26 protein-coding genes are annotated in these 23,498 nt (G+C 72.3%); 13 read left to right on the plus strand and 13 right to left on the minus strand.

Annotated elements, in window-relative coordinates:
- Positions 1-19: 19 nt before the first annotated feature.
- The gene (locus AC07AL_RS00320) at positions 20-667 is read left to right on the plus strand and encodes a M15 family metallopeptidase (protein ID WP_363580790.1); all 648 of its coding nucleotides are present in this window, start codon (positions 20-22) and stop codon (positions 665-667) included.
- A 124-nt stretch (positions 668-791) separates the two neighbouring features.
- Here the strand turns inward: AC07AL_RS00320 and AC07AL_RS00325 are convergent, their stop codons facing one another.
- Positions 792-1,118: an antibiotic biosynthesis monooxygenase family protein gene (locus AC07AL_RS00325; protein ID WP_363580788.1), complete on the minus strand. Its 327-nt coding sequence runs from the start codon at positions 1,116-1,118 to the stop codon at positions 792-794.
- Positions 1,119-1,519: 401 nt separating this feature from the next.
- Positions 1,520-2,275 (minus strand): helix-turn-helix domain-containing protein, encoded by a 756-nt coding sequence (locus AC07AL_RS00330; protein WP_400985354.1) that lies wholly within the window; start codon positions 2,273-2,275, stop codon positions 1,520-1,522.
- Positions 2,276-2,432: 157 nt separating this feature from the next.
- Here AC07AL_RS00330 and AC07AL_RS00335 point away from each other — a divergent pair, with 157 nt between their 5' ends.
- From AC07AL_RS00335 to AC07AL_RS00355, 5 genes are all read left to right on the plus strand, one after another.
- Positions 2,433-2,624 carry a hypothetical protein gene (locus AC07AL_RS00335; RefSeq protein ID WP_363580784.1) on the plus strand — a complete coding sequence of 64 codons (192 nt, stop codon included), beginning with the start codon at positions 2,433-2,435 and terminating at the stop codon, positions 2,622-2,624.
- Between the two features lie 19 nt (positions 2,625-2,643).
- A complete protein-coding gene (locus tag AC07AL_RS00340) occupies positions 2,644-2,784 on the plus strand; it encodes a hypothetical protein (RefSeq protein WP_363580782.1) in 141 nt (46 codons plus the stop codon).
- 176 nt (positions 2,785-2,960) lie between these two features.
- Positions 2,961-3,167, plus strand: a complete 207-nt coding sequence (locus tag AC07AL_RS00345; protein ID WP_363580780.1) for a hypothetical protein — start codon at positions 2,961-2,963, stop codon at positions 3,165-3,167.
- 58 nt (positions 3,168-3,225) lie between these two features.
- Entirely contained in the window at positions 3,226-3,435 is a 210-nt protein-coding gene (locus AC07AL_RS00350) for a DUF397 domain-containing protein (protein WP_478316173.1), read from the plus strand.
- 562 nt (positions 3,436-3,997) lie between these two features.
- Positions 3,998-4,186 carry a hypothetical protein gene (locus tag AC07AL_RS00355; RefSeq protein WP_400985353.1) on the plus strand — a complete coding sequence of 63 codons (189 nt, stop codon included), beginning with the start codon at positions 3,998-4,000 and terminating at the stop codon, positions 4,184-4,186.
- Positions 4,187-4,269: 83 nt separating this feature from the next.
- On the opposite strand, the gene AC07AL_RS00360 is transcribed toward AC07AL_RS00355, so the two are convergent.
- Positions 4,270-4,680, minus strand: a complete 411-nt coding sequence (locus AC07AL_RS00360; RefSeq protein WP_400805516.1) for a cupin domain-containing protein — start codon at positions 4,678-4,680, stop codon at positions 4,270-4,272.
- A gap of 78 nt (positions 4,681-4,758) precedes the next feature.
- On the opposite strand from AC07AL_RS00360, the gene AC07AL_RS00365 reads away from it, so the two are divergent.
- Both AC07AL_RS00365 and AC07AL_RS00370 read left to right on the plus strand, forming a co-directional pair.
- Positions 4,759-5,256 carry a MarR family winged helix-turn-helix transcriptional regulator gene (locus tag AC07AL_RS00365; RefSeq protein WP_400985351.1) on the plus strand — a complete coding sequence of 166 codons (498 nt, stop codon included), beginning with the start codon at positions 4,759-4,761 and terminating at the stop codon, positions 5,254-5,256.
- Between the two features lie 49 nt (positions 5,257-5,305).
- Positions 5,306-6,358, plus strand: a complete 1,053-nt coding sequence (locus tag AC07AL_RS00370) for a S41 family peptidase (protein WP_478316175.1) — start codon at positions 5,306-5,308, stop codon at positions 6,356-6,358.
- On the opposite strand, the gene AC07AL_RS00375 is transcribed toward AC07AL_RS00370, so the two are convergent.
- Positions 6,355-8,427 (minus strand): MFS transporter, encoded by a 2,073-nt coding sequence (locus AC07AL_RS00375; protein WP_363628608.1) that lies wholly within the window; start codon positions 8,425-8,427, stop codon positions 6,355-6,357. The genes AC07AL_RS00370 and AC07AL_RS00375 overlap by 4 nt on opposite strands.
- A 403-nt stretch (positions 8,428-8,830) precedes the next feature.
- Here AC07AL_RS00375 and AC07AL_RS00380 point away from each other — a divergent pair, with 403 nt between their 5' ends.
- A complete protein-coding gene (locus AC07AL_RS00380; RefSeq protein WP_478316178.1) occupies positions 8,831-9,973 on the plus strand; it encodes a peptidoglycan-binding domain-containing protein in 1,143 nt (380 codons plus the stop codon).
- A 17-nt stretch (positions 9,974-9,990) separates the two neighbouring features.
- Here the strand turns inward: AC07AL_RS00380 and AC07AL_RS00385 are convergent, their stop codons facing one another.
- From AC07AL_RS00385 to AC07AL_RS00400, 4 genes are all read right to left on the minus strand, one after another.
- Positions 9,991-10,581, minus strand: a complete 591-nt coding sequence (locus AC07AL_RS00385) for a TMEM165/GDT1 family protein (protein ID WP_350878273.1) — start codon at positions 10,579-10,581, stop codon at positions 9,991-9,993.
- A 313-nt stretch (positions 10,582-10,894) separates the two neighbouring features.
- A complete protein-coding gene (locus AC07AL_RS00390) occupies positions 10,895-11,611 on the minus strand; it encodes an ABC transporter permease (RefSeq protein ID WP_363580974.1) in 717 nt (238 codons plus the stop codon).
- A gap of 50 nt (positions 11,612-11,661) precedes the next feature.
- Positions 11,662-13,278, minus strand: a complete 1,617-nt coding sequence (locus AC07AL_RS00395) for a dolichyl-phosphate-mannose--protein mannosyltransferase (protein WP_363628611.1) — start codon at positions 13,276-13,278, stop codon at positions 11,662-11,664.
- A gap of 168 nt (positions 13,279-13,446) precedes the next feature.
- A complete protein-coding gene (locus AC07AL_RS00400; protein WP_363580764.1) occupies positions 13,447-14,751 on the minus strand; it encodes an MFS transporter in 1,305 nt (434 codons plus the stop codon).
- Between the two features lie 146 nt (positions 14,752-14,897).
- Between AC07AL_RS00400 and AC07AL_RS00405 the strand changes: the two genes are divergently transcribed.
- Positions 14,898-15,458, plus strand: a complete 561-nt coding sequence (locus AC07AL_RS00405; RefSeq protein WP_363580762.1) for a MarR family winged helix-turn-helix transcriptional regulator — start codon at positions 14,898-14,900, stop codon at positions 15,456-15,458.
- Between the two features lie 145 nt (positions 15,459-15,603).
- Here AC07AL_RS00405 and AC07AL_RS00410 read toward each other — a convergent pair whose 3' ends face one another.
- The 3 genes from AC07AL_RS00410 to AC07AL_RS00420 all read right to left on the minus strand — a co-directional run bounded on the left by AC07AL_RS00410 (position 15,604) and on the right by AC07AL_RS00420 (position 19,132).
- Entirely contained in the window at positions 15,604-17,433 is a 1,830-nt protein-coding gene (locus AC07AL_RS00410; RefSeq protein WP_363580760.1) for a glycosyl hydrolase family 18 protein, read from the minus strand.
- Positions 17,434-17,784: 351 nt separating this feature from the next.
- Positions 17,785-18,420, minus strand: coding sequence for a hypothetical protein (locus AC07AL_RS00415; protein ID WP_363628614.1), 636 nt, complete (start codon positions 18,418-18,420; stop codon positions 17,785-17,787).
- A gap of 151 nt (positions 18,421-18,571) precedes the next feature.
- Positions 18,572-19,132 carry a DoxX family protein gene (locus AC07AL_RS00420; RefSeq protein WP_363580756.1) on the minus strand — a complete coding sequence of 187 codons (561 nt, stop codon included), beginning with the start codon at positions 19,130-19,132 and terminating at the stop codon, positions 18,572-18,574.
- A 200-nt stretch (positions 19,133-19,332) separates the two neighbouring features.
- Here AC07AL_RS00420 and AC07AL_RS00425 point away from each other — a divergent pair, with 200 nt between their 5' ends.
- Complete coding sequence (locus tag AC07AL_RS00425; protein ID WP_400805506.1) at positions 19,333-19,965, plus strand: MarC family protein; 633 nt, start codon at positions 19,333-19,335, stop codon at positions 19,963-19,965.
- Between the two features lie 46 nt (positions 19,966-20,011).
- On the opposite strand, the gene AC07AL_RS00430 is transcribed toward AC07AL_RS00425, so the two are convergent.
- Positions 20,012-20,557: an NADPH-dependent FMN reductase gene (locus AC07AL_RS00430; protein WP_363628616.1), complete on the minus strand. Its 546-nt coding sequence runs from the start codon at positions 20,555-20,557 to the stop codon at positions 20,012-20,014.
- 92 nt (positions 20,558-20,649) lie between these two features.
- Complete coding sequence (locus tag AC07AL_RS00435) at positions 20,650-21,093, minus strand: Lrp/AsnC family transcriptional regulator (protein ID WP_063347413.1); 444 nt, start codon at positions 21,091-21,093, stop codon at positions 20,650-20,652.
- A gap of 215 nt (positions 21,094-21,308) precedes the next feature.
- On the opposite strand from AC07AL_RS00435, the gene AC07AL_RS00440 reads away from it, so the two are divergent.
- Both AC07AL_RS00440 and kynU read left to right on the plus strand, forming a co-directional pair.
- Entirely contained in the window at positions 21,309-22,139 is an 831-nt protein-coding gene (locus tag AC07AL_RS00440; RefSeq protein ID WP_363580750.1) for a tryptophan 2,3-dioxygenase, read from the plus strand.
- A gap of 14 nt (positions 22,140-22,153) precedes the next feature.
- Entirely contained in the window at positions 22,154-23,380 is a 1,227-nt protein-coding gene (gene kynU, locus AC07AL_RS00445) for a kynureninase (RefSeq protein ID WP_363580748.1), read from the plus strand.
- The last annotated feature ends 118 nt before the right edge of the window (positions 23,381-23,498 follow it).

Genomic DNA, 23,498 nt, shown 5'->3' on the forward strand with positions numbered 1-23,498 from the left:
TCCTCCCCAGGAGACCCTGTTGACCGAGATCATCCTCATGTCCGACCCACAGGTGGCCGCCGTCCTCGTCCAGGACTGCGGCGACCGCCTCCTGGACGTACGCGAGCACGAACTCCTGCTGGACGGCCGCAAGCGCGACGACGCCGGGGCGTTCGCCCACCTGCGGTCCGGCGTCCTCGACCGGCTCCTCGACGCCCAATCGCACCTCCCGGACGGCCTGCGGCTGCTCTTCGTCGAGGGCTACCGCCCGCCGGCCCTCCAGCGCCGCTACTTCGACGACTACGCCGCCGAGTTGCGCGCCGCGCACCCCAACTGGCCGGCCGCGCAGCTCCGCTCGGCCACGAGCCGCTACGTCTCCCCGCCCGAGATCGCACCACACAGCGCCGGCGCCGCCGTCGACCTCACCCTGGCCGACGCCGACGGCCACGAACTCGACCTCGGCACCCGGGTCAACGCCAACCCGGAGGAAAGCGCCGGAGCGTGCTACACCGACGCCGCCGACCTCTCCCCCGAAGCCCGCACCAACCGGCAACTCCTCAGCCACACCCTCACCCGCGCCGGCCTCGTCAACTACCCCACCGAGTGGTGGCACTGGTCCTACGGCGACCGCTACTGGGCCCTCACAACAGGCGCACCCGCCGCCCTCTACGGCCCCCAACACCGATAGCCCTCACGCGACTGCCCTCCCACGCCCGCCGCAAGCTCCGCCCGACCCGCCGACGACAGGACGGGCCACCCAGAGCGCCCCGGGGCTCGGAAGCCCCGGGGCGCGTCGGTCACTCGGTGAGGCGTCAGGCCTTGGGGCCGGCGGACTGGACGACCTCGAAGGACCAGAGGGTGGAGCCGGAGGCGGCGGGGCGCTTGGGGGCCTCGCCCTCCGGGGCGGCGGGGCGGTGGGCGGCCTGCATGGGGCCCTCCATCCACGCCTTGAAGTCCTCCTCGCTGCGCCAGCGGGTGTAGACGAGGTACTGGTCGGTGCCCTCGACGGGGCGGAGGAGCTCGAACCACTCGAAGCCGTCCGAGTTCTCCACCGCGCCGGCGCGGGAGGCGAAGCGCTGCTCCAGGACCTCCCGCTGCTCGGCGGGAACCGTCAGTACGTTGATCTTGACGACGGACATGCCGCTCCTTCTGCTCCGCCGGGGCCGCGGGTGCGGCCGCCGGTCCGGTGACTGTCTGCGGTCAGCAGTCTCCTACACCTCACACCGTACGGGTCGGGCGATCCGGGGCCTGTCGATCGTGACGCCCTGCGGCAACTTGCCCGAAGTGCAGGCGGAGAAGGTGCGCGCAAGCCTGGTTGGAGAACCCGAAATCCAACCGAATGGGGCACAGCCATGGGTATCGGCGACAAGTTCCGGGACAAGGCCGAGCAGTTGGAGGAGGAGGCGAAGTCGCGCCTCGGCAGCAAGGCTGGGCGTTACGGCTGTCCCCAGCGCTCCTGAGAAGAGTCCCCGCACCGTCCCATCCCTTATCGGGTGAGGTCAGATGCGAGCACTCTTCCCCGTCTGCACTGTGAGGCGGGCTACGCCTCCGGCGGCACGCTGTAGCGGCTCAGGACGTCGTCCGCCGTGGACTTGTCCAGCAGGCGCAGTTCCCACGGCCCGGAGTTGACGTCGAAGTCCTTGCCGAAGCCAACCCACTTGCCGGCCATGCGGCGGCCGGTCGGGTCGACCAGCAACTGAATGGCGCCGTGGTACCTCGCCCCCTGGTAGTAGCCGTCCTGCGCGGTCTGTTCCACCCAGGAACCCGTCACGACGTTCCGATCAACAGTGAGATCGAATGACAGTGGCGAGTCAGGGTTGGACGACGCACCGGGCAGGGATCGCCCCGTGATCCGGTTCCCGCTCTGGGACAGCACGACGTGATGCAGGCCGGTGAACGTGTTCTCCCGACTGCTGCTGTAGAACTCGTAGTGGCTGACCCATACCCCCGAGTAGTCCTCACCCGTAGGAGTGGGCGCGGCCTGCACGGGCACGCCCGGTTCATCACTGGTCACGTCGTGCCCTCCCGTACCGTCCACGCTGACCCTTGGCGGCAACTGTGGCGAGTCGAAGCCGAGGCGGTCAACGGGAATCTTGGTGACAGCTTCAAGGGCTCGAACGTACACCGGGCGGGGATACCGCACCTCTCCCGACTCCCAGCGCTGAACAAGGCGCTTGCTGGCGTCGTTCGGCTCCCCTTGGTCGTCCCCGACCGCCCGCAGCCGCTTCGCGAACTCGTCCTGACTGAGACGGAGCCCGAGGCGTACGGCCCGAAGGGTCTCATTCGGCGTAGTCATGGCTAGACGATAGGCCCAAACGTCGCCCAACGACGCCGAAGTGACGTCTTGCCACGACTCCGGAGTGACGCCCTCACGCCGTCGCAATGGCTCACAAGGTCGGGGCACGATCAGCCTGCTGACAGTCGGAGGACCACGGAATCGGAGTCGGAGAGCGGTGACGATGACACGCGAGGACCACGAGGCCGATCGACACAGGCGACCGCCCGGCAAGGGCGCCAGCCCGGCCTTGATCGCCGCTTGCCGCGCCGACTACCGCGAGGCCAAGGCGGACGACGACCGGCGTCCCCCGGACCCCTTCAAGTACGCCCCGCTGGGGTGGGAGGACGTGACCAGTGGCGCCGCCTGACAGCCGGCCGAGGTGCGCCGTGTGCGCATCCTTCGACAAGATCGACCACGCGTTCGCGGAGTCGCCCCAGCTTCCGGATCAGTCGGTGCTGCGCGAGATCGAACTTCGCCGCCTGGCGCACGAACTCATCTGCAAGGCGGTGGCGCGTGTCGCTTCGTGAGATCGCTCGGCGGAGACCGGACACGCCCGCCCCAAACGCTGATCAGTGCCCCGGCTGCCAGTACTTCGACTTCGCGCAAGCGCAGTACCCGGCCGAGGATTTCCCCACGATCGCGCGGAACTTGGCGCGTAGGCGGGCGCAGCACATCGCGGACGGCGAATGCCCGGTAGTGCACGATGCCGACGAGTGAGCCGGAGTACCTGCCGCCGGACTGGACGAGTTTCCTGGGCGGACCAGTGCCGTACCCGGTTGACCAAGGCGACCAGGACAGCGCCGAGGAGGACGCCTTGCCGCCCTTGGGGCCCGTCCCCGACTCGCCGACCATGGCCCGCCTCAGGATCGCGACGGCGATCGCCAACGCCCGCTCCCGCTGGGGGATTTGAGACTCCCACTCCAAGAGGGTGGGGACCGCAAGGGAAGATCGAGAGAGAGGACAGTGCAATGACCGCCCGTCCCGAATTCGAGTTCGTCACCATCGCGGCGTGCCAGAACACGGTGCGCAAGGCGTGCCCGCAGGTGGCCACCAACATCCCCGGCGTCGTCGCCTTGCGCGACAGCGAGCGGCCCGGTGAGGTGGTCACCATGACCCGTGAGGCGTGGGCGGAGTTCACCGACGCCGTCAGGTGCGGGGAGTTCGACCTGAGCGCGTAGGAGAGTAGTGGACTGTCCGCTGTGTGATCAGCCCGTCGCGTTCGACCCGGAGACAGGCCAAGGCTTCTGCTTCCGGTGCGACCAGTGGGCGACCGTCTACCCGGATCAACCGGACCCGTACCGGTACACGCCCAAGAATCGGCCCTACCGGCCGAGAAAGCACGGGCCGAACGACCACCCGGGTAGTCACGGTGGGCAGTCCACACCCGCATGACCCCGAAAACGGCCCCGCCCATACGTCGTCCCCCGTGACGCATGGGCGGGGCTTCGCCGTCCGGCACTTCCTGCGACGGCCGGTCAGCGCTTATGTGAGTGGCTTGACACATTCGTTGATCTTGACGACGGACATGCCGCTCCTTCTGCTCCGCCGGGGCCGCGGGTGCGGCCGCCGGTCCGGTGACTGTCTGCGGTCAGCAGTCTCCTACACCTCACACCGTGCGGGTCGGGCGATCCGGGGTCTGTCGATCGTGACGCTCTGCGGCAACTTGCCCGAAGTGCAGGCGGAGAAGGTGCGTGCAAGCCTGGTTGGAGAACCCGAAATCCAACCGAATGGGGCACAGCCATGGGTATCGGCGACAAGTTCCGGGACAAGGCCGAGCAGTTGGAGGAGGAGGCGAAGTCGCGCCTCGGCAGCAAGCCCCCGAAGGGGGACGACGCCCAGCAGAAGGCCGCCCAGACCCAGCAGCAGGGCCAACAGCAGGGTCAGCAGAACCTGGACGACCTCCAGGACGACATCGACGACCAGAAGTAGCGGCGAGGACCGGGCGGGGACGGTCAGGGGTAGGCCCTCGACCGTCCCCGCACCCGTGCCCGGACCGCCGGACCGCCTCGCGGTCAGGCGATCCACGGCGGGAGGAGGCGCTCGGCGTCGCGGGGGGCGAGGCCGCAGGCGCCTTCGGGGGTGACGGCGTCGGGGTTGTAGGCGTGGGCGGGGGACGGGCCGGCGACGATGGCGGTGAAGCCGTCGGCGGTGGTGATCTGGCGGGCGAGGTCGGCGGGGAGGACGAGGGTGTCGCCGGCGGTGAGGGGCACCGGGCCGTCGGGGAGGGTGACGGTGGCGGTGCCGGTGAGCAGCGTCCAGATCTGTTCGACGTCCATGGCGTGCAGCGGGCCGCTCTTTCCGGCCGTCATGTCGACCTGCCACAGGGCGAGGGCGGTTGAGCCCTGGGTGGGTGAGGCGTAGGTGGTCATGACGGCGTTCGGCGTCTCGGTGCGACGGGCGTCGGTGTGGCGGATCACGGGCATGGCGAGGGAACCCCCTAGGATGGTCAATGGCGTTGTCTATATGGTCAATGAGGTTGTCTACCTATGTCAAGCGAGCCCGTGAGCACACCCACCAGCGCACCCACGAGCGAACCCGCCCCGCCCGGCTTCGAGTTGCCGCTGCGCCTGCTGCTCGCCTTCCGGACGATCATCGACGAGCTGCACGAGCGCATCGCCCGCGAGGGCCACCCCGACCTGCGGCCCATGCACGGCTTCGTCTTCCAGGCGATCGGACCGCACGGCACCACCGCCGTCGAACTCGGCCGCCGACTCGGCGTCTCCAAGCAGGCCGCCGGCAAGACCATCGAGAACCTGGAGCAGCTCGGCTACGTCGAGCGCGGCGGCGACCCGGCCGACGCCCGCCGCAAGGTGGTCCGGCTGACCGCCCGCGGGGTGGACTGCCTGGTCCGGTCGGCCCGGATCTTCGACGAGCTGCGCGCCGAGTGGTCCGCCACCCTAGGCGAGGAGCGCCTGCGCGAGGTGGAGACGGCCCTGCGCCTGCTCGCCCCCGGCGACCCGTTCCGCCTCGACACCCCTCGCTGGTTCGGGAGTCCGTGAGGGAGGATCAGGAGCGACACGAACCAGGGGCAAGCGGAGGGAGAAGCGGATGAGACGGCTGGGACGGACGGTTGCGGCGGCGGCCGTACTGGTGCTCGCGGCGTGCTCCTCGCCGGCCCCCGAGTCACCGGCCCCCGAGTCACCGACCCCCGAATCACCAGCCCCCGAGCACATGTCCCCCGAGGCCCGCGGCTACCTCTCCGAGGCCCTGGACCTCATCCAGCAGAAGTCCCTCAACACCGCGAAGGTGGACTGGCCGAAGCTCCGCACCCAGGCCTTCGCCCAGGCGGCCACGGCCCGCACCCCGGCCGACACCCACACCGCGATCAGGGCCGCCGTCACCGCCCTCGACGACCACCACAGCCGCTTCTACCCGCCCGACCAGGCGGCGAGGGTCGACGCCGACCCGGAGGCAGTGAACGCCCCGACCACCCGGCAACTCCCCGGCCGAATAGCCCAGTTGACCCTCCCGGCGGTGAACGGATCGGAGCGCACCTACGCCGAGTACGTCACCCGCGGCCGCGCCGCCGTCGCCGAAGCGAGCGCCTGCGGCTGGGTGGTGGACCTGCGCAACGAGACCGGGGGCGGAATGTGGGCCCCGCTGGCCGTCGCGGCGCCGGTCCTCGGCGACGGCCCGCTGGGCGCCTTCGTCACCGCGGACGGCACCCGCAGCACCTGGTCGGTCCGCGACGGCGTGCCGTACCTGGACGACGCCCCGCAGGCTTCCCCCGCCACCCAGCACGACAAGGCGCCCACCCACCACGACAAGACGCCCGGAACGCCCGTCGCCGTCCTCACCGGCCGCGCGACCGGCAGCGCGGGCGAGGCGGTCGCCATCGCCTTCATCGGCCGCCCGGCCACCCGCAGCTTCGGCCAGCCCACCTACGGGGTGCCCACCGGCAACGCCGCCCACCGGCTGTCGGACGGCGCCGTCCTGCTGCTCACCGGCGCCGCCGAGGCCGACCGCACCGGCAGGGTGCACGAGGGCCCGATCGAGCCGGACGAGGCGGTCGAAACGGCCGACCCCCGCAAGGACGACGACCCCACGCTCGCCGCCGCCGTCACCTGGCTCTCCCACCAGACCCCCTGCGAGGCGGGCTAGAACGACCGCCCCTCGCCCCGGTACGGCGGCTCGTGGGCCGGTCGGTCGGGGCGGTCGCGCCGGTCGGCGCAGAGGGTGGAACTGAGGCGGGTGAGCAGGTCGGCGAGGTCGGCGTACTGCTGCTCGTCCCAGTCGCCGAGCAGGTCGGCGAGTTGCGAGCGCCGGGCGGCGACCAGCTTGACGGCCGCCTCCGCCCCCGGTTCGGTGAGCCGTAGCGGCAGCCCGCCGCTGCGGACGGCGAGGCCCCGGCCCTCGACTTCCCGGACGGCGCTCTCGATGACGGCGATCGGGATGATCCGCCGTTCGGCGAGTTCGGCCGGCTCGACCGAGCCGTGGTGGTGCATCTGCAACAGCAGCCAGCTGGAGGCGGGTTGGAGGTCCAGCCCGGCCCCCTCGGTGATCCGCCGGAAGAGGTCGCGCCGGGCCTCGCGGGAGCTCAGCACCGAGAGCGCGCGGGCGATCTCGTCCAGCGACGAGCGTTGGACGGGGTTGAGGCCGATGGATCCGCTCAGGTCGGGCGCGGTGGCGGTGGAGCGCAGCTTCTGCTCGCGCAGGAACAGCGACAGCACGAAGGCGACCATCGCGACGGGCACCGCGTACAGGAACACCCTGGTGATCGACTCGGCGTACGCGTGGTGGACGGCTTCCTGCGCGACGGCGGGCAGCCGGGTGATCACCCGTGGGTCGGAGGTGACGGCCTCGGGGTGGAAGCCAGGCGGCAGCGGCAGGCCGGTGAGGGCGTCGGCGAGCCGGTCGCGCAGCCCACTGGCGAACAGGGTGCCGAAGATGGAGACGCCGAAGGAGGCGCCGATGGAGCGGAAGAAGGTGGCGCCGGCGGTGGCGACGCCGAGGTCCTGGTAGCCGACGGAGTTCTGCACGATCAGCACCAGTACCTGCATGACCAGGCCCAGCCCGAGGCCGAAGACCAGGAAGTAGAGGCTCATCTCCGTGGTGCTGCTGTGCTCGTCGAGCCGGGAGAGCAGCAGCAGGCCGACGGTGGTGACGGCCGTCCCGGCGATCGGGAAGATCCGGTAGTGGCCGGTGCGGGCGACGATCTGGCCGGAGCCGATCGAGGTGAGCAGCATGCCGAGCACCATCGGCAACATGTGGATGCCGGACAGGGTGGGCGAGACCTGCATGACGACCTGGAGGAAGGTCGGCAGGTAGGTGAGGGCGCCGAACATCGCGAAGCCGACCACGAAGGAGATCACCGCGACCAGGCTGAACGTCCGGGAGCGGAACAGCCGCAGCGGCAGCACCGGTTCGCTGGCCGTCCGCTCGACCAGGACGAAGGCGAGCAGCAGCACCAGGCCGAGCACGCCGAGCCCGACGATCTGCCAGGAGGTCCAGCCCCAGGTGGTGCCGCCGAGGGAGGTCATCAGCACCAGGCAGGTGGCGACGGCGGCGATCAGCACGGTGCCGAGGTAGTCGATCCGGTGCCGGCGCCTGACCTCCTGCCCGTGCAGGACGGCGGCGATCACCACCAGGGCGACGATGCCGATCGGCAGGTTGATGTAGAAGACCCAGCGCCAGCTGAGGTTGTCGACGAACAGGCCGCCGAGCAGCGGCCCGAGGACGCTGGTCACGCCGAAGACGGCGCCGAAGAGGCCCTGGTACTTGCCGCGGTCCCGGGGGGAGACGAGGTCGCCGACGATGGCCTGGGTGAGCACGATCAGCCCGCCGCCGCCCAGGCCCTGCAGCGCGCGGAAGGCGATGAGTTCGCCCATGTTCTGGGCGATGCCGCAGAGTACGGAGCCGAGCAGGAAGATCACGATGGAGGCCTGGAAGAAGCGCTTCCGGCCGTACATGTCGCCGAGCTTGCCCCAGAGCGGGGTGGCGGCGGTGGAGGCCAGCAGGTAGGCGGTGACCACCCAGGAGATGTGGTCCAGGCCGCCGAGGTCGCTGACGATGGTGGGCAGCGCGGTGGAGACGATGGTCTGGTCGAGGGCGGCGAGCAGCATCGCCAGCAGCAGGGCCCCGATCGGCACCCAGAGGTTGGGGGCGGTGACCTCCGGCGGGCCGGGCTCGTACGCCGGGCTGCGGTCGGACGCGGCGCGCGAGTCCGTCATGGCGGCTCCGTAGGGTCGCGGGCCCCGGCCGAGGCGGCGGGCCCGTGCGGATGATCACTCCCAGCTCACCATGCTGTCAGAAATGCCCCGGTTTGCTCCCTCGGATTGAGCCGAACGTAGCCTCCGGGCCTGCCCGAGCGGACCCTCCGGGCCTGCCGACCCAGGACGCACCGAGCCGAGCCGACCACACCCACCGCACCGACCCGGCCGCCGGCGCCGGGGACATCCGCCGCCCCCCGACCGTTCCTCGGGAGACAACCGCCACCAACCGGCACAACACCCCCGCCCGGGTCCGGACGCCCCTGTCCCCCCTCCGGGACGTCCTGCATAATCAGGCGCGATCGTGAGCCCGGGAACCGCCCCGGGGCACGGAGACCGCCCGAGAACCGAGGAGGACCGGCCGATGCCGGACCAGCACTGCCCGACGTGCGGCACCGCACGCTCCACCGGGTGCGGCTGCGTCCCGGACCCGAGCCTCACCGAGACGGCCGTCCTCCCGCACCTCGAAGGCCCGCCGCTGGTCCGCCCGTACGTGCCGCAGGCGGTCGGCCAGGTCGCCGAGGAGCCCGTGGCGGACGTCCCCGCCGTCGACCCGTTCGCGACCGCCGTCCTGCCGCCGGTCGCCCCGGGACAGCCGGCCCCCGTCCACCCCGCCGCGCCCCCGCCCGCCGCTGCCCCGCCCGTGGTTCCCCCGCTGGGGCCGGACGCCGACGCCTACGCCACCACCGTGCTGCCGCCGGTGCCCGCCTCCGGGCCGGGCGCTTACGCGGTGGCGACGGCCCCGCAGGCCGCGTCCGGCGGCGACCTCGGAGTCTTCCCCTTCGACCACGCGACGCCCGGGCCCGAGCCGGAGCCCGTCAGCGGCCGGGCCGCGCGCAGAGCCGCCGAGCAGGCCACGCAGAACCCGCTGGCCCGGCACAAGCTGCTGCTGGCCGGGGTGGGCGCCGGCCTGGTCGCGCTCACCATCGGCATCGCGTACGCGGTGACGCCCTCGCCCGCGCCGACGACCCGGCAGGCGCAGCCGCTGCCCACCACCCTGGCGCCCGCGCCGGTGGAGCCGACCGCCCCGGCACCGACGGACCCGGCCACCCCGCCGCCGACCAGCGAGGCGCCGAGTCCGACGTCGTCCCCCACCCGCAAGCCGAGCCCGACGAAGACGGCCACCCCGGCGCCGACGCCGACCACCCAGGCCCCGGCCGCCGCTCCCCCGGCCCCGGCTTCCGCCCCGACCGCGCCCCCGACACCCACGCCCACCCCCACCACCGCGACGCCCACGCCGACTCCGACGCCGACCCCCACCCCGACGCCGACCCCGACCACCCGGGTGCTCCAGATGGGGATGACCGGCGCTGACGTCAAGGACATGCAGCAGCGGTTGTGGGCGGCCGAGTGCGGATACGTCGACAAGTCGATGATCACTGGCACCTTCGACTTCTGGACCAGGTCGGTGCTCGGCGACTACCAGACCAGCAACCGGATCAAGGGCGAGACCTACGTCTACGGCCCGAAGACCCGGGCCGCCCTGGAGGCCGACCCGGGCTGCTGAGCCCCGCGAACAAGGGGTCAGCCGGTGATCGCCCCGAAGATGCTGATGCCCGCCAGCACCACCATGATCGCCGCCGCGACCCGGATGATCAGCTTCATCGGCACGTACTTGAGCAGCTTCTGCCCGCCCACGATGGCGAGCCCGCCGACCGCGCACAGCGCCAGCCAGGCGCCGAGGCCGACGGCCAGCGGATCGGCGTACTTGGCGGCCAGGTTGGCGGTCATGATCTGGGTCAGGTCGCCGAACTCGGCGACCGCGACGACCACGAAGCTGGCCCCGGCCACCTTCCAGAAGCTGTTCGAGGACGGCTCCTTGGCGGCGTGCCCCTCCTCGTCGTCGCCCCCGCCGTGGAACAGCAGCATGGCCGCGCCGGCCAGGAACAGCACGCCGGTGACGCCCTCCACCCAGCGGTGCGGCAGCAGCGAGAGCAGGTGCCCGGCGGCGAGGGCGAGGACGACCTGAACGCCCATCGCGGCGGCGACACCCGCGAAGACGTAGCTGGCACGGTACTTGGTGCCGAGTACGAGGCTGGCCAGCGCGGTCTTGTCCGGCAGTTCGGCCAGGAAGATGATGCCGAACGTCAGCGCGGCCACGGTCAAACTCATCAGAAAGGGTCCCTCGGTCGGGCTGCCCGGCCTCCGCAGGTCCGTCAGGGGACGCTTCGGCCCGACAGCACTGGTCATGGTCACAGCACTGCGGCCGAAGGTCTCGCCGGCACCGACCCCGGAGGATCGGGTGCCCCGGGCGCCGGGCCCGTGAGGGCCAGTATGTCGACGGTCCGGTGGAGGGCTACTCCCCTTCAACGTGCTCAAGGGTACCCGACCGCGTCCGGTGCCCAAGGCGGCCCGGTCCCCGCCCCCGTCCGGCACCCGCCCCGGCCCGGTACCCCACGCTCACCAACCCACGCTCACCAACCCACGCTCACCAGCCCGCGTTCACCAGCCCCCGGCCGACCAGCTCCAGCACCACCACGATCGCCACCGACTCCACCGCCAGCAGCCCGACCAGCACGAACAGCTGCACCGCCCCCGCCTGGACGGGCGAGGCGCCGCCGAGCAGCATGCCGACGAAGGCGCCGGGGAGGGTGACCAGGCCGACCGTCCGGGTCTGGTCGAGGGCGGGCACCAGCGAGGTCGCGGCGGCGGTGCGGCAGATCTCCAGCCGGGCGTCGCGGTCCTCGAAGCCGAGCGCCAGGGCCGCCTCCACCTCGCCGCGGCGCTGCCGCAGCTCGTCGAGGGCGCGCCGCCCGGCCAGCGAGGTGGCGGTGAGCGCGCCGCCGATCAGGATGCCCGCGACGGGGATGACGGACAGGCCCTTGGCCGGCAGCAGCCCGACGGCCAGCAGCAGGGCGAGCACCGGCAGCACGCCGGCGCCGATCGGCGCGGCCGCCCAGACCCAGCCGGGGCCGGGGGTCATCCGCCGCCCGGCGGTGCGCACCGCGACGGTGAACATCAGCAGCACGAACAGCGCCGACCACCAGAGCGAGCCGACCACCCAGCTGATCACCGCGGCGACGGCGGCCAGTTGCACCACCGCGCGCAGTCCGGCCCGCAGCACCGCGTGCCCGTGGCCGAGCAGGCCCCGGCCGGCGACCGCGACGGCGGCCAGCAGCAGGGCGGCGGTGACCACCCCGAGCATCGGGGTGACGGGTAGCAGCTGGCCGCCCGCGGCGGACAGGGTCACCGGTGTCAGATCCAGCTGGTGAACCACATCCGGTCCTGCCAGGACGTCATCGGGATCACCTCCGCCGTGTACAGCGGGTAGAAGAAGGCGAAGCAGGCGACGATGGCGAGCACGATCAGCCCGGCGCCGGCCGCGCCGATCCGGCGGCGTTCGGGGCTGCATCCGGCCGGGCCGAGGATCGCCCCGAGCATCTGCGCGACGGCCAGGCACAGGAACGGCACCAGGACGACCATGTAGAAGGAGAAGACGGTCCGCTCCTGGTACTGGAACCAGGGCAGGTAGATCCCGGCGACGGCGCACAGCACGGCGCCCGAGCGCCAGTCCCGGCGGAAGAACCAGCGCCACAGCAGGTAGACCAGGGCGAAGCAGGCCGTCCACCAGAGCAGCGGGGTGCCGAGGCCGAGGATCTGGGACGCGCAGCCGCCGGTGGCGGTGCAGCCGTGCTGCCCGTTCGGGACCTGCTCCCAGTACATGGAGACGGGGCGGCCGACGACCAGCCAGCTGAAGGGGTTGGACTGGTAGGTGTGCGGGGTGCTCAGCCCGGTGTTGAAGTCGTACATCTGCGAGTGGTAGTGCCACAGGCTGCGCAGCGGCGCGGGCACCCAGCTCATCGACACCTGCGGCAGCGGGACGCCGAGGAAGGTGTCCGGGGACAGGCCGGGGCGGCCGTCGGCCCAGTGCCGGTCGTACCCGCCCTCGCCGTTGCCGCCGCCGGCGAGCCAGCCGGCCCAGGCGCCGACGTACACCACCAGGGCGGAGCCGACCATGGCGAGGAAGGCGGGGACGGCGTCGCGGCGCAGCATCGAGCGCCACGGGCGGCGGGCGCCGGCCCCGCGGCGGCCGGACTGGTCCCACAGGACGGTCAGCAGGCCGAAGGCGGCGAGGATCATCGCGCCGTTCCACTTGACGGCGCAGGCGGCGCCGAGGAGCACCCCGGCGGCGATCCGCCAGGGCCGCAGGCCGAGCCGGACGCGGTCGCCGTCGGTGACGCCGGCCAGCCGGGCGCGGACGTGGTCGCGGTCGATCAGGAGGCTGCCGAAGGCGGCGAGCACGAAGAACATCTGGATGCCGTCGAGCAGCCCGACCCGGCTCATCACCAGCTGGAGGCCGTCGACGGCCATCAGCAGGGCCGCGGTGCAGCCGATCAGGGTGGAGCCGAAGAGCCGGCGGCCGATCCGGGCGAGCATCAGCACGGTGACGGTGCCGAGCAGGGCGGTCATGAACCGCCAGCCGAAGGGGTGCAGGCCGAACAGCTGTTCGCCGATCGCCATCACCCATTTGCCGAGCGGCGGGTGGGCGATGAACTCGGGCGCGGAGGTGAGCGGGATGTGCTGCGGGACGGCCAGGACGTCGGCGTTGGCGTGGTCCGGCCAGCTGCCCTCGTAGCCCTGCCGCAGCAACGACCAGGCGTCCTTGGGGTAGTACGTCTCGTCGAAGACGAAGGCGTTGGGGTAGCCGAGGTTCCAGAACCGCAGCAGGCCCGCGAAGAGCGCGACGCCGATCGGCCCGAGCCAGCCGGACCAGTCGGCCGGCAGGCGGAGCAGCCGGCCCCGGGCCGGTGCCGGGGCGGCGGGGGCCGGGGCCTGGGCCGCCGGGGGGTGCGTGAGCGCCGCTTGCGTCATTGCCTCGCCGATTCGCCTGTCTCCTGTGCCGGCCGGGTCTCCTGTACCGACCGGGCCGGGCGGCCAACAGCCACTGACACTATGTGGCGGTGGTCGCGAAGCCAAGCGCGACGGGCGCCGACCAGGTGACCCGGTCGGCGCCCGTCGACACGCCTGTTCGATCGGCGGTCACGCCGCCGTCTGCAACTCCCGGACGACCGTGGTGCGGACCACGGCCGGGGCCGCGTTGTCCTGCTCCGGCGTGAGGTACGGGCGCAGCCGCAGCGCCAGGACGACGACCAGCAGCGTGGAGCCCGCCATGGCCGCGAGGTAGAGCGGCCAGGTGCCGGAGCCGACCAGCAGCACGCCGACGGCCGGGCCGACCGCGATGGCGATCTGCTTCACCAGGGCGTACCCGGAGTTGTAGGTGCCGAGCAGCCGGGCCGGGGCGAGGTCGGCGACGATCGGGCCCATGGTGGGCGCGAGCAGCGACTCGCCGACGCCGAACAGGGCGTAGATCGAGACGATCGCGACCGTGGCGGCCATGGTCTCGGTCCGGATCAGGCCGGCCACCAGGGCCATCGCCCAGGCGCCGAGCCAGACCACGCCGGCCGCGGCCATCGCGGTGGTGCGGCGGCGGCGCGCGGTGATCCGCACCATGAACATCTGCAGGACGACGATGGTCAGCGCGTTGGCGCCGATCGCGAAGCCCAGGGTGGAGGGCGCGGTGCCGACGGTGTCGGTGGCGAAGGCCGCGACGCCGGACTCGAACTGGCCGTAGCAGGTGAAGAAGATCAGCCCGGCGAGCACGCAGAGCCGCAGCATCGCCTTGTCGGCGACCAGCGCGCGCAGGCCGGTCGGGCCGTCGCTCTTCTCCTGGAGCGGGATCAGCGGGTTGGCCGGCATCCGGGCGGTGCCGGTGACCAGGGCCAGGCCGAGGAAGGTCGCCGCCTCGATGGTGAACAGCCGGGTGAGGCTGGCCGGGTCGGCGACGTTCACGATCTGGCCGCCGACCAGGGCGCCGATGCCCATGCCCAGGTTGACCAGGGTGAACTGGAGCGCGAAGGCGTGCGAGCGGGTCGCGGCCGTCGAGCAGCGGACGATCATCGTGGCGAGCGCCGGCTGGCAGGTGGTGACACCCGCGCCGAACAGGAAGGAGGAGACCAGCAGGGCCGGGGTGCCGGTGGCGTGGCCGAAGGCGAACGCGCCGGTGGCGGCGAGCGCCGTACCGGCCAGCAGGACCGGACGGGGGCCGTACCTGTCGATGCCGCGACCGGTGAACGGCAGGACGGCGAGCGCCGCCAGCGCGAAGACGGTGAACACCATCCCGGCCGCCAGCGAACCCAGCCCGCGCACCTGGTCCACGTACACGAACATGTACGGCATCGTGAAGCCGCTGCCGAACGCGCTGAGCGCGTTGCCGATCTGGACGCGGCGCAGCGGGCCGCCCGCCCCGCGTCGCTGCCGCCCCTGCTGCTTCACCGTGCCGGTCACCGTGCACATCCCTTCCTGGATTCAACTGGATACTCTTAAGTCCAGAAGATTTCAGAGCTAAAGTTTGACAAGATAAATTCTTAGCACTGGAAGAGTGTGGAGTCAAAGGCTTAAGAGATGCACGCCCCCGTGCGACACTGGTCCGCATGACTACGGACAAGCCCCCGCCGGCCACCGCCAGGGAGCTCGGCATCACCGAGCAGGTGGCCGTCTACCAGCGGGAATTCCCCACCGTCGACCCCCAGGTGGAGACCATCGTGCAGACCCTGTCCCGGGTCGCCCGGCGGATGGGCGTGGCCTACGACCGGCAGCTGACTGTGCTGGGAATCACGGCCGCCGAGTGGGAGGTGCTCAAGGCACTGGTGGTCTCCGGCAGCCCGTACCAGCTCGGACCGGGCGAGCTGGCCAAGCGGCTCGGGCTCACCCCGGCCGCGATGACGCACCGGATCGACCGGATGGTGACCGAGGACCTCGTCACCCGGGAGCGCGACGAGACCAACCGGGTCCGGGTGATCATCGAGCTGACCGAGAACGGCCGCGACAAGTGGCTGGAGTCGATGCGGATGGCGGCGGTGTTCGAGGAGGAGCTGCTCCAGGACGTCACGGGCGAGGAGCGGGCCGTGCTGTCCGCGATGCTGGCGCGGATGCTGCGGCGGATCGAGGAGAGCCAGCCGGACGCGCTCGGGCGCACCGCCGACCTGGCCTGAGCCGCGCGCCCGGGTCGCGCCCCCGGGTCGCGCCCCCGAAACGCAACGAGTCCGGCCCGCCGGGGGTGCTCCCCCGGCGGGCCGGACCGCTTGGTTCAGGTGCTGCGAGGGTCCGTCAGGCCCTCAGTCCGTGCCGCCCGAGGGGTCAGCAGGCGCCGTTGTCGGTCCAGACGCCCCACTGGCCGCTCTGGCTCGGGTCATCGCCCTTGGTCCACCACTTGTTGGTGTAGTAGTGGCCCTTCCACGAGACCTTGGTGCCGCCGGCCGCGTAGGTGGTGTTGGCGTCCCAGCTCGGGGCGGCAGGGCAGCCGGCCGGCGAGGTCGGGGTGCCGGTGGGGGTACCGGTCGGGGTACCCGTGGGGGTGCCGGTCGGCGTGCCCGTGGGCGTGCCGGTTGGGGTCTGGGTCGGGGTCGCCGTGCTGCTCGGGGTGCCGGTCGGCGGGGCCGGGCAACCGGCGGCGGAGCCGTTGGTGGCGTTCACCATCGTGTCGAACAGGCCGGTCTTGGTGCCCAGGTCGTACAGCGAGAAGGCGAAGGAGCCGCCGAGGCCGTTGCAGTGCGCGTAGTCGAGCTTGGCCTGGATCGACCGGGTGTCCTCACCGCTCCAGAAGGTGTTGCCGTCGTAGAAGTACGTGGCCTTGGCGTCGTCGTCCCAGAAGGTCCTGGACGGGTTGTCGACGAAGCCCGCGAGCTCCTTGTACATCTGGATGCCGGGGACATTGCCGGACATCGCCGCGCCGGTCGCCGGGCTGGCGGCGGGCTGGAACAGGCCGTTCTTGCCGTTGTTCTGGACGCCGGTCCAGCCGCGGTAGTAGAACGGCACACCCATGTTGATCTTGTTGGCGGGGAAGCCGCCGGGGATCCCGTAGTCCGCGTCGCCGACCGTCCACGCCTTGATGGCGTTGTCGATCGAGTACTTGCCGTGGCCCGGCTTGACCGGGGTCGACGGGTCGTTCGGGCCCGCGTAGAGCGCGGCCTGGTGGTTGGTCGGCCCCTGGGCGTCCCAGCCGCCGTGCATGTCGTAGGTCATGACGTCGAGGAAGGTGAGGTACTGACCGATCTTGTCGGTCTCGACGTTCATGATCTTGTCCTGGCCGGCGCCGACCGCCGCCGACAGGGCGTAGGTCTTGTTGTCGGCCTTGCCCTGGGCGTCCAGCTGGGTGCGGAACTCCTTCAGCAGCGCCGTGAAGTTCTGCTTGTCGGCCGGGCTGGAGATGTTGCCGGTGTGGCCGCCGCCGCCCGGGTACTCCCAGTCGATGTCGATGCCGTCGAAGATGCCGGCGCCGGAGCCCGGGCCGCCGTAGCCGGCGTCGCTCGGGAGGTTGCCCTTGATGAACATGTCGAGGCAGGACGAGACCAGGTGCTTGCGCGAGGCGTCCGTGGCGGAGGCCGGCGAGAAGTACTTGGAGTAGGTCCAACCGCCGATCGAGAGCAGGATCTTGAGGTTGGGGTTCTTCGCCTTCAGCTTCTTCAGCTGGTTGAAGTTGCCCGCGATCGGCTGGTTCCAGACGTCGCCGACGCCGTCGACCGAGATGTCCGCGCCGAAGCTCTTCTGGTAGTCGGCGAACGCGTCGGCCGCGCCGTCACCCGCGTTGGGGTTGTTGTCGTTCGTGTCGGCGGCCTTGGTCGCCTCGAAACAGCCCAGGTCGGTCGGGTGGATGTTCGCGAAGTCGTAGATCAGGTAGTCGAGCTTCCCGGCCACGCCGGTGTCCTGGATCGTCTTCGGGTAGTACGCGTTGGCGTAGACCGACCACTGGTCGTAGTAGGCGACCTTGATGCCGCCGCTGGTGGCGGCCGCGCCGGTGGTGTTGGTGGTCGCGGCGTTGGCCGCGGCGCCGCCGGTCAGCGCGAGGCCCGCGCCGAGCAGCACGGAGGCGGCGGTGCCGGCCGCGACGGCGGCCAGGCTCTTCGGGCGGCGTCGACGGCCGCCCGTCGGAGCCGGGGTCCCGGCCCTTTCAATGCGTGAACGCAGCATGGGTGCGTGACTCCTGGTTGTGGGGGTTTTCCGTCGTCCCGTGGGGGTGCGCCCGAGGTGGGGTCGGGCGACCGGGACATGACAGCTCAGTGCGGGGAATCGTGCGGGATCAGCGGGATCGGGCCTGGACGGACACCGGGATGTGCCGAACCGGCGCCCGCGGCACGAGGCCGTTGACGCCGGTTCAGGGGCTCCCTGCACCTGGGCAATAAAAATGGACTAGACCAACTCCCCCGTCAAGGGGTCCCGTTGGGCCTTGAGCCGCGCTTAAGGTTCGGCCCCCGCCCGGCACCCGCGCTGACCTGCGAGCCAGCAGCGGGAAGTCAGTGGGGGAAGTCAGTGGCGGGGAAGTCAGTAGCGCAGCGCGTTCGCCACCACGGCCTTCAGGCTGCCCGAGAGGTCCCGGTTGCTGCGCGCGGTGGCCTGGGCGCTCCGGCCGGCCGCCACGTCCTGGACCGTCACCGCGGTCGCGTCCTGCACCGTGCCGGAGTCGTCGGTGAAGTCGACCTGGATCACGTACCGGTACGACTGCTGCCCGTGGTTGGTGACGGTCAGCTCCACCTGCGCCCTGCCGTCCGAGCCGGTGCTCACCGCCCCGACGGCCACGTCCCCCTTGGCGTCCAGCCCGCCCTTGATCCCGGAGACCGCCGAGGAGGCCGCCGACACCGCCGCCGAGGCCCGCGCCTCCGCCGAGGCGATCACCGCCCCCGCCCCGCCCGCCACCGAGGCCAGCGCCGAGGCGGCGGAGGCCGCGGCCGAGGCGCCCCGCTCGATCGCGGCGGAGGCCGAGGTGGCCACGCTGCTCGCGCTCTTTCCGGAGGAGCAGCCCGCCAGCGCCGCCGCGGCGACCATGGTGGCGGCCAACACCCCGGCCACCGCCCGGCGTTGGCGGCGCACCGGCGGCGCGTCCAGCTGCCGCGCGGTGACCCGCGGCCTCGAACCGATCCGGGTGAGCGGCTGGCGGTCCATGCGGTCCAGGCGGTCCATGCGGTCCCTCGTTTCTGCCCCGGCGCCGGGCTGCCCGGCACGCCTTCCCGACCACCCTCCGAGGGCCGCCCGGGGGCCGCCAGCAGGACTGGTGCCTCCGGGTGACCGGGGCGAGCAGGCCGGCGAGGGCCGCCCGGGGGCCGCCGGCGCGTCAGGACAGCCCCGAGCCCTCCTGCTCGTCCGCCTCCATCGCGGCCCGCTCCTCGCGCAGCCGCACCACGTGCCGGCGCCGCGCCACCACGCCGTACGCCCCGGCGACGGACCCCGCGAAGGCCACCAGGCCCATCCACGGCTGGTCGAGGACGTGGCAGGTCAGGTGGTCCAGCGAGTACCGCCCCGGACCGGCCAGGCCGAGCGCCAGCCCGGCCGCGCCGAGGAAGGCCGGGTACTCGTAGCCGCCGGAGGTCGCGAAGAAGCCCCCGGGGGCGTGCACCGCCACCGCGCCGGCCATCGTCCCGGCCACCACCGCGCCGGCCGCGCCGGTGGCCAGCCCGGCGACCAGCAGCACGCCGCCGCCCGCCTCACCGGCGCCCGCCGCGATGGCGCTCTGTCGGCCGGGGTGGAAGCCCATGTGCTCCATCGCCTGGGCGGTACCCTCCAGGCCTCCGCCGCCGAACCAGCCGAACAGCTTCTGGGTGCCGTGCGCGATCAGCACCCCGCCGACCGCGCCGCGCAGGGCCAGCAGGCCCAGGTCCTTACGGTTCAGACACATGTCGCATCCTCGTTCCCGGGGAGGTGATCCGACTTCCATGGGAGCCGAGAGCGCGCACCCGTTCGAGCCAGGACGGCCATCCGGGCGAATTCGTCGGCGACCGGGAATGAACCGCTCCCCGGCGAGATTCACGCCACGCCCGACCGCGGGGCGTGGCGTGGCGGAGCGGCCGCACCGGCCACCGCGGTCATGCTTGGCGCATGTTCGTCTTCAATCTGAGCAGCGCCTTCATCACCTTCTTCGCCGTGGTCGGCCCGCCCAAGGTCCTGCTGGCCTTCGCCCGGCTGGCCTCCACCCGGAGCACCCGGGAACTGCGACGGCTGGCGGCGTGGAGCACGATCATCTCGGCGGTGATCGGCCTGGTGCTCGGCTTCACCGCGGACGAGGTCACCACGCTCTTCCACATCAGCGACCAGTCGCTGCAGCTCGCGGGCGGGACGATCTTCTTCATCTACGCGGTCGCGCTGGTCTTCGGCGTCCACCTCGGCGGCGAGAACGAGGACGACGACCACCTGCCGAACCCGATGGTGGACGGCATCCGCGAACTGCTGCTGCCGTACATCGCCAGCCCGCTCGCGGTCACCGCCGTGCTGGTCGCCTCGCTCGCCCGCAACGACTGGGGCTGGAAGGCCACCATCGGCGGGGCCTACCTCGCGGTCGTGGTGATCAACTACGTCTGCGTGGCTCTGCTGGCGCCGCTGATGCAGCGCACCCACCGCACCTCGCTGGAGGTGCTCTCCCGGCTGCTCGGGCTGCTGCTGGCGGCGGTCGGCGTGGAGCTGTTCCTGACCGGCCTGGCCGGGCTCGGGGTCCACCTGCCCGAAGGGCACTGAGCCCGACCGCCGCCCGTCAGGCCGCCACCCGTCAGACCGCCGCCCGTCAGACCGCGGCCGCCGCCAGCCGGGCCAGCACCTCGCCGATCCGCTCCCGCACCAGCGGATCGGCGACCAGCCCGTCCGGGCCGACCGCCCCGCGGTCCAGCGGGATGCGGACGCAGGCCCCGTCCACCACCGCCGCGCCGGTGTAACCGAGGACGGTGCGCAGGGTGGCCTCGGCGCCCTGGCCCCGGCCCGGGCCCGCCGCGTTGATCCAGCCGGCGGGTTTGTCCGCGATCTCCGTCCCGCCGACCGTCCAGTCCAGCAGGTTCTTGAAGGAGCCGGGCAGCGTCCCGGCGTACTCGGGGGTGCAGACCAGCAGCGCGTCGGCGGCCCTGACGGCGGCGCGCAGGGCGGCCACCGGCCCGGGCAGCGGGTCGGTGTCGTGGTCCGGGTTGAAGTGCGGCAGGCCGGCCAGCCCCGCGTAGTAGGTGGCCCGCAGGCCCGGGGTGGCGGCGGCCACGGCGGCGGCGGTGCGCAGCACCGTCTCGTTGGCGGAACCGGCCCGCAGGCTCCCGGGCAGCAGCAGGATGTGGCGCTCGTTCGGCATGCCGAGGAACCTACCGTTCCGGCCCCGGGCCGCACTGCGGTCGCGACGGCGCCATCGCGCTGTGGCGCTGTGGCGCTGTGGCGCTGTGGCTCCTACGCCCCGGCGGGCGCGACCACCGGCCGCCAAGGCACCGGGCTGGAGAGGATCATCGAGCTGGACGGCTGGCCGTAGCCGCCGAGCCGGTCGCACAGGGCCTCGAAATCGGCCATCGTGGGCACCGCGACCAGCAGCGCGCAGCAGGCCCCTCCGGTGACCCGGTGCAACTGGAGCACCTCCGGCCAGGCGGCCACCTGGGGGTCGCGCAGCACGCAGCGCGGGCCGTAGCACTGGATCTGGACCAGCGCGGTGATCGGCAGTCCGGCCCGGCTGAGGTCCACGTGGGCGTGGTACCCGGTGATCACGCCGTCGGACTCCAGTCGGCGGACCCGTTCGGCCACCGCAGGTGCGGACAGGCTCACCCGGCGGGAGAGTTCGTTGTAGGAGAGCCGGGCGTCGGTCTGCAACTCGGCCAGCAGGCGGCGGTCGACGGCGTCCATGGCGGCTCCCGGAGTGACTGGAATGGGTGGTTTCGCGATCGTAAAGCGAATCGGCCGAACGCCTCGCGAACAACAGCCCGGATCGCGGTTGCGGTGTCCGTCGACCATTCAACCGGGGGGTCGCACCGCCGCACAATGGGCACCCCGGTGGAACCAGGCCATCCGTCTGGTCGCCGGTCCGGGCGACGGGCCCGGGTGGATCAGGAGGAATCGGGATGGGGCACGACACGGTGGAGACGCCCAGCCTGTCGTTCGGTCGGCGCGGGGAGCCGGATCGGGGCACCCCGTACGCCCGCTACGTGTGCCTGGACGAGCTGCACAGCCTGCAGCACCCGCGCAGCAAGGTGCCGGCCGAGCTGTCGTTCATCGTCACCACGCAGGTGATGGAGCTGCTGTTCGACCTGTTGCGGCACGAGTGGACGCTCGCCCAGCGCGCGCTGCGCGAGGACGACCTGCCCGCCGCACTGGCCGCGCTGCGGCGCGGCACCCACGTGCAGGACGTGCTGGTGGAGTCCTGGGACCTGCTGGCCACCATGACGCCGCAGGAGTTCAACGGCTTCCGCGCGGCGTTCGGCCAGGCCTCCGGCTTCCAGTCCGCGGCCTTCCTGCACCTGGAGTTCCTGCTCGGCAACAAGAACGCCGCACTGCTCACGATGTACGACGGGATGCCGCGGACGCAGGCCGAGCTGACCGAGGCGCTGCGCTCCCCCGGCCTGTACGACGACGCGCTGGCCCTGCTGGCACGGCGCGGCCTGCCGCTGCGCCCGGAGCCCTCCGAGGAGCGCTACCGCGCCAGCGACGAGGTCGCCGCGGCCTGGCGCCTGGTCTACACCGACCCGGAGCACGCCGGACTGCGGCCGCTCGCCGAGGCGCTGCTGGACGTCGCCGAGCGGGTCACCCGCTGGCGCCAGCGCCACCTGTCCGCGGTCAAGCGGACCATGGGCGGCAAGCCCGGCTCGGGCGGCTCCAGCGGGCTGAGCTGGCTGCGCAGGTCCGCCGAGCAGGACGTGTTCCCGGAGCTGTGGACGATCCGGGACGAGCTGTGAACGAGGGGATGGGCATGGTCACGCGCGAGGAGTGCGCGGCGCTGGACGCCGTCGACCCGCTGGCGGCGTTCCGCAAGGAGTTCGCCCTGCCGGACGGGGTGGTCTACCTGGACGGGAACTCGCTCGGCGCGCTGCCGGTGCGCACCGCGGAGCGGGTGCGGCAGGTGGTCGAGGAGGAGTGGGGCCGGGAGCTGATCCGCAGCTGGAACGACGCGGGCTGGTTCGAGCAGCCCTACCGGCTGGGGCGGCGGATCGCCCCGCTGGTCGGGGCCGGGCCGGAGGAGGTGGTGGTCTGCGACACCACCTCGGTGAACCTGTTCAAGGTGCTCGTCGCCGCGCTGCGGCTGCGCCCCGGGCGGCGCACGGTGCTGGGCGACGGCGAGGCGTTCCCGACCGACCTGTACATCGCCGAGGGCGCCACCGGCCTGGTCGAGGGCGCGCGCAGCGTGCTGGTCCGGCCCGAGGAGCTGGACCGGCACCTGGACGGCGACGTCGCCGCGGTCGTCCTCTCGCACGTGGACTACCGCACCGGCGAGCTGCTGGACCTGCCCGGGATCACCGCCCGGGTGCAGGCCGCGGGCGCGCTGATGATCTGGGACGTCTGCCACTCGGTGGGCGCGCTGCCGGTCGGACTCGGCGCCGCGGGAGCGGACTTCGCGGTCGGCTGCACCTACAAGTACCTGAACGGCGGCCCCGGCTCGCCGGCCTTCCTGTACGTCGCCGAGCGGCACCTCGCGGCCGGCCCGCGGCAGCCGCTGAGCGGCTGGTTCGGGCACGCCCGCCCGTTCGCCTTCGAGCCCGGGTACGACCCCAAGCCGGGCATCGGGCGCTTCCTGACCAGTTCGCCGTCGCTGCTCGGGCAGGCCGCGCTGGGCGCGAGCCTGGACGTCTGGGAGCGCGCCGACCCGGCCGCCGTCCGGGCGAAGAGCCTGGCCCTGACCGACCTGTTCATCGGACTGGTCGAGGGGTTGGACGGGATCGAGGTGGTGACCCCGCGCGAGCACGCCCGGCGGGGCAGCCAGGTCGCGCTGCGGCACGCCGACGGCTATCCGGTGGTGCAGGCGCTGATCGCGCGCGGCGTGATCGGGGACTTCCGCGCGCCCGACCTCATGCGGTTCGGCTTCACCCCGCTGTACCTCTCGTACACCGACGCCTGGGACGCGGCCCGGGAGCTGGCCGAGGTGCTGGCCGGCGGGGAGTGGCGGGAGGAGCGGTTCTCCCTCCGGGGCGAGGTGACCTGAGGCCCGGCGCCGCGCCGCGGCCCGCCATGGAACAGTGACGCACGTCATGCCCAGGTAAAGTTCGACCCTCATCACCCTTGGGAAACCTCCTGATTGACTCACCGTCAGCCACAAGGGG

The organism is Kitasatospora sp. NPDC043949, from assembly GCF_056435365.1.

What these genes read in the sequence shown, in the direction of transcription:
- AC07AL_RS00325 (WP_363580788.1), bottom strand. Translation starts at nt 1,118, where the DNA reads ATGTCCGTCGTCAAGATCAACGTACTGACGGTTCCCGCCGAGCAGCGG.
- AC07AL_RS00330 (WP_400985354.1), bottom strand. Translation starts at nt 2,275, where the DNA reads ATGACTACGCCGAATGAGACCCTTCGGGCCGTACGCCTCGGGCTCCGT.
- AC07AL_RS00345 (WP_363580780.1), top strand. Translation starts at nt 2,961, where the DNA reads ATGCCGACGAGTGAGCCGGAGTACCTGCCGCCGGACTGGACGAGTTTC.
- AC07AL_RS00350 (WP_478316173.1), top strand. Translation starts at nt 3,226, where the DNA reads ATGACCGCCCGTCCCGAATTCGAGTTCGTCACCATCGCGGCGTGCCAG.
- AC07AL_RS00355 (WP_400985353.1), top strand. Translation starts at nt 3,998, where the DNA reads ATGGGTATCGGCGACAAGTTCCGGGACAAGGCCGAGCAGTTGGAGGAG.
- AC07AL_RS00360 (WP_400805516.1), bottom strand. Translation starts at nt 4,680, where the DNA reads ATGCCCGTGATCCGCCACACCGACGCCCGTCGCACCGAGACGCCGAAC.
- AC07AL_RS00370 (WP_478316175.1), top strand. Translation starts at nt 5,306, where the DNA reads ATGAGACGGCTGGGACGGACGGTTGCGGCGGCGGCCGTACTGGTGCTC.
- AC07AL_RS00375 (WP_363628608.1), bottom strand. Translation starts at nt 8,427, where the DNA reads ATGACGGACTCGCGCGCCGCGTCCGACCGCAGCCCGGCGTACGAGCCC.
- AC07AL_RS00380 (WP_478316178.1), top strand. Translation starts at nt 8,831, where the DNA reads ATGCCGGACCAGCACTGCCCGACGTGCGGCACCGCACGCTCCACCGGG.
- AC07AL_RS00390 (WP_363580974.1), bottom strand. Translation starts at nt 11,611, where the DNA reads ATGCTCGGGGTGGTCACCGCCGCCCTGCTGCTGGCCGCCGTCGCGGTC.
- AC07AL_RS00395 (WP_363628611.1), bottom strand. Translation starts at nt 13,278, where the DNA reads ATGACGCAAGCGGCGCTCACGCACCCCCCGGCGGCCCAGGCCCCGGCC.
- AC07AL_RS00405 (WP_363580762.1), top strand. Translation starts at nt 14,898, where the DNA reads ATGACTACGGACAAGCCCCCGCCGGCCACCGCCAGGGAGCTCGGCATC.
- AC07AL_RS00410 (WP_363580760.1), bottom strand. Translation starts at nt 17,433, where the DNA reads ATGCTGCGTTCACGCATTGAAAGGGCCGGGACCCCGGCTCCGACGGGC.
- AC07AL_RS00415 (WP_363628614.1), bottom strand. Translation starts at nt 18,420, where the DNA reads ATGGACCGCCTGGACCGCATGGACCGCCAGCCGCTCACCCGGATCGGT.
- AC07AL_RS00420 (WP_363580756.1), bottom strand. Translation starts at nt 19,132, where the DNA reads ATGTGTCTGAACCGTAAGGACCTGGGCCTGCTGGCCCTGCGCGGCGCG.
- AC07AL_RS00425 (WP_400805506.1), top strand. Translation starts at nt 19,333, where the DNA reads ATGTTCGTCTTCAATCTGAGCAGCGCCTTCATCACCTTCTTCGCCGTG.
- AC07AL_RS00430 (WP_363628616.1), bottom strand. Translation starts at nt 20,557, where the DNA reads ATGCCGAACGAGCGCCACATCCTGCTGCTGCCCGGGAGCCTGCGGGCC.
- AC07AL_RS00435 (WP_063347413.1), bottom strand. Translation starts at nt 21,093, where the DNA reads ATGGACGCCGTCGACCGCCGCCTGCTGGCCGAGTTGCAGACCGACGCC.
- AC07AL_RS00440 (WP_363580750.1), top strand. Translation starts at nt 21,309, where the DNA reads ATGGGGCACGACACGGTGGAGACGCCCAGCCTGTCGTTCGGTCGGCGC.
- kynU (WP_363580748.1), top strand. Translation starts at nt 22,154, where the DNA reads ATGGTCACGCGCGAGGAGTGCGCGGCGCTGGACGCCGTCGACCCGCTG.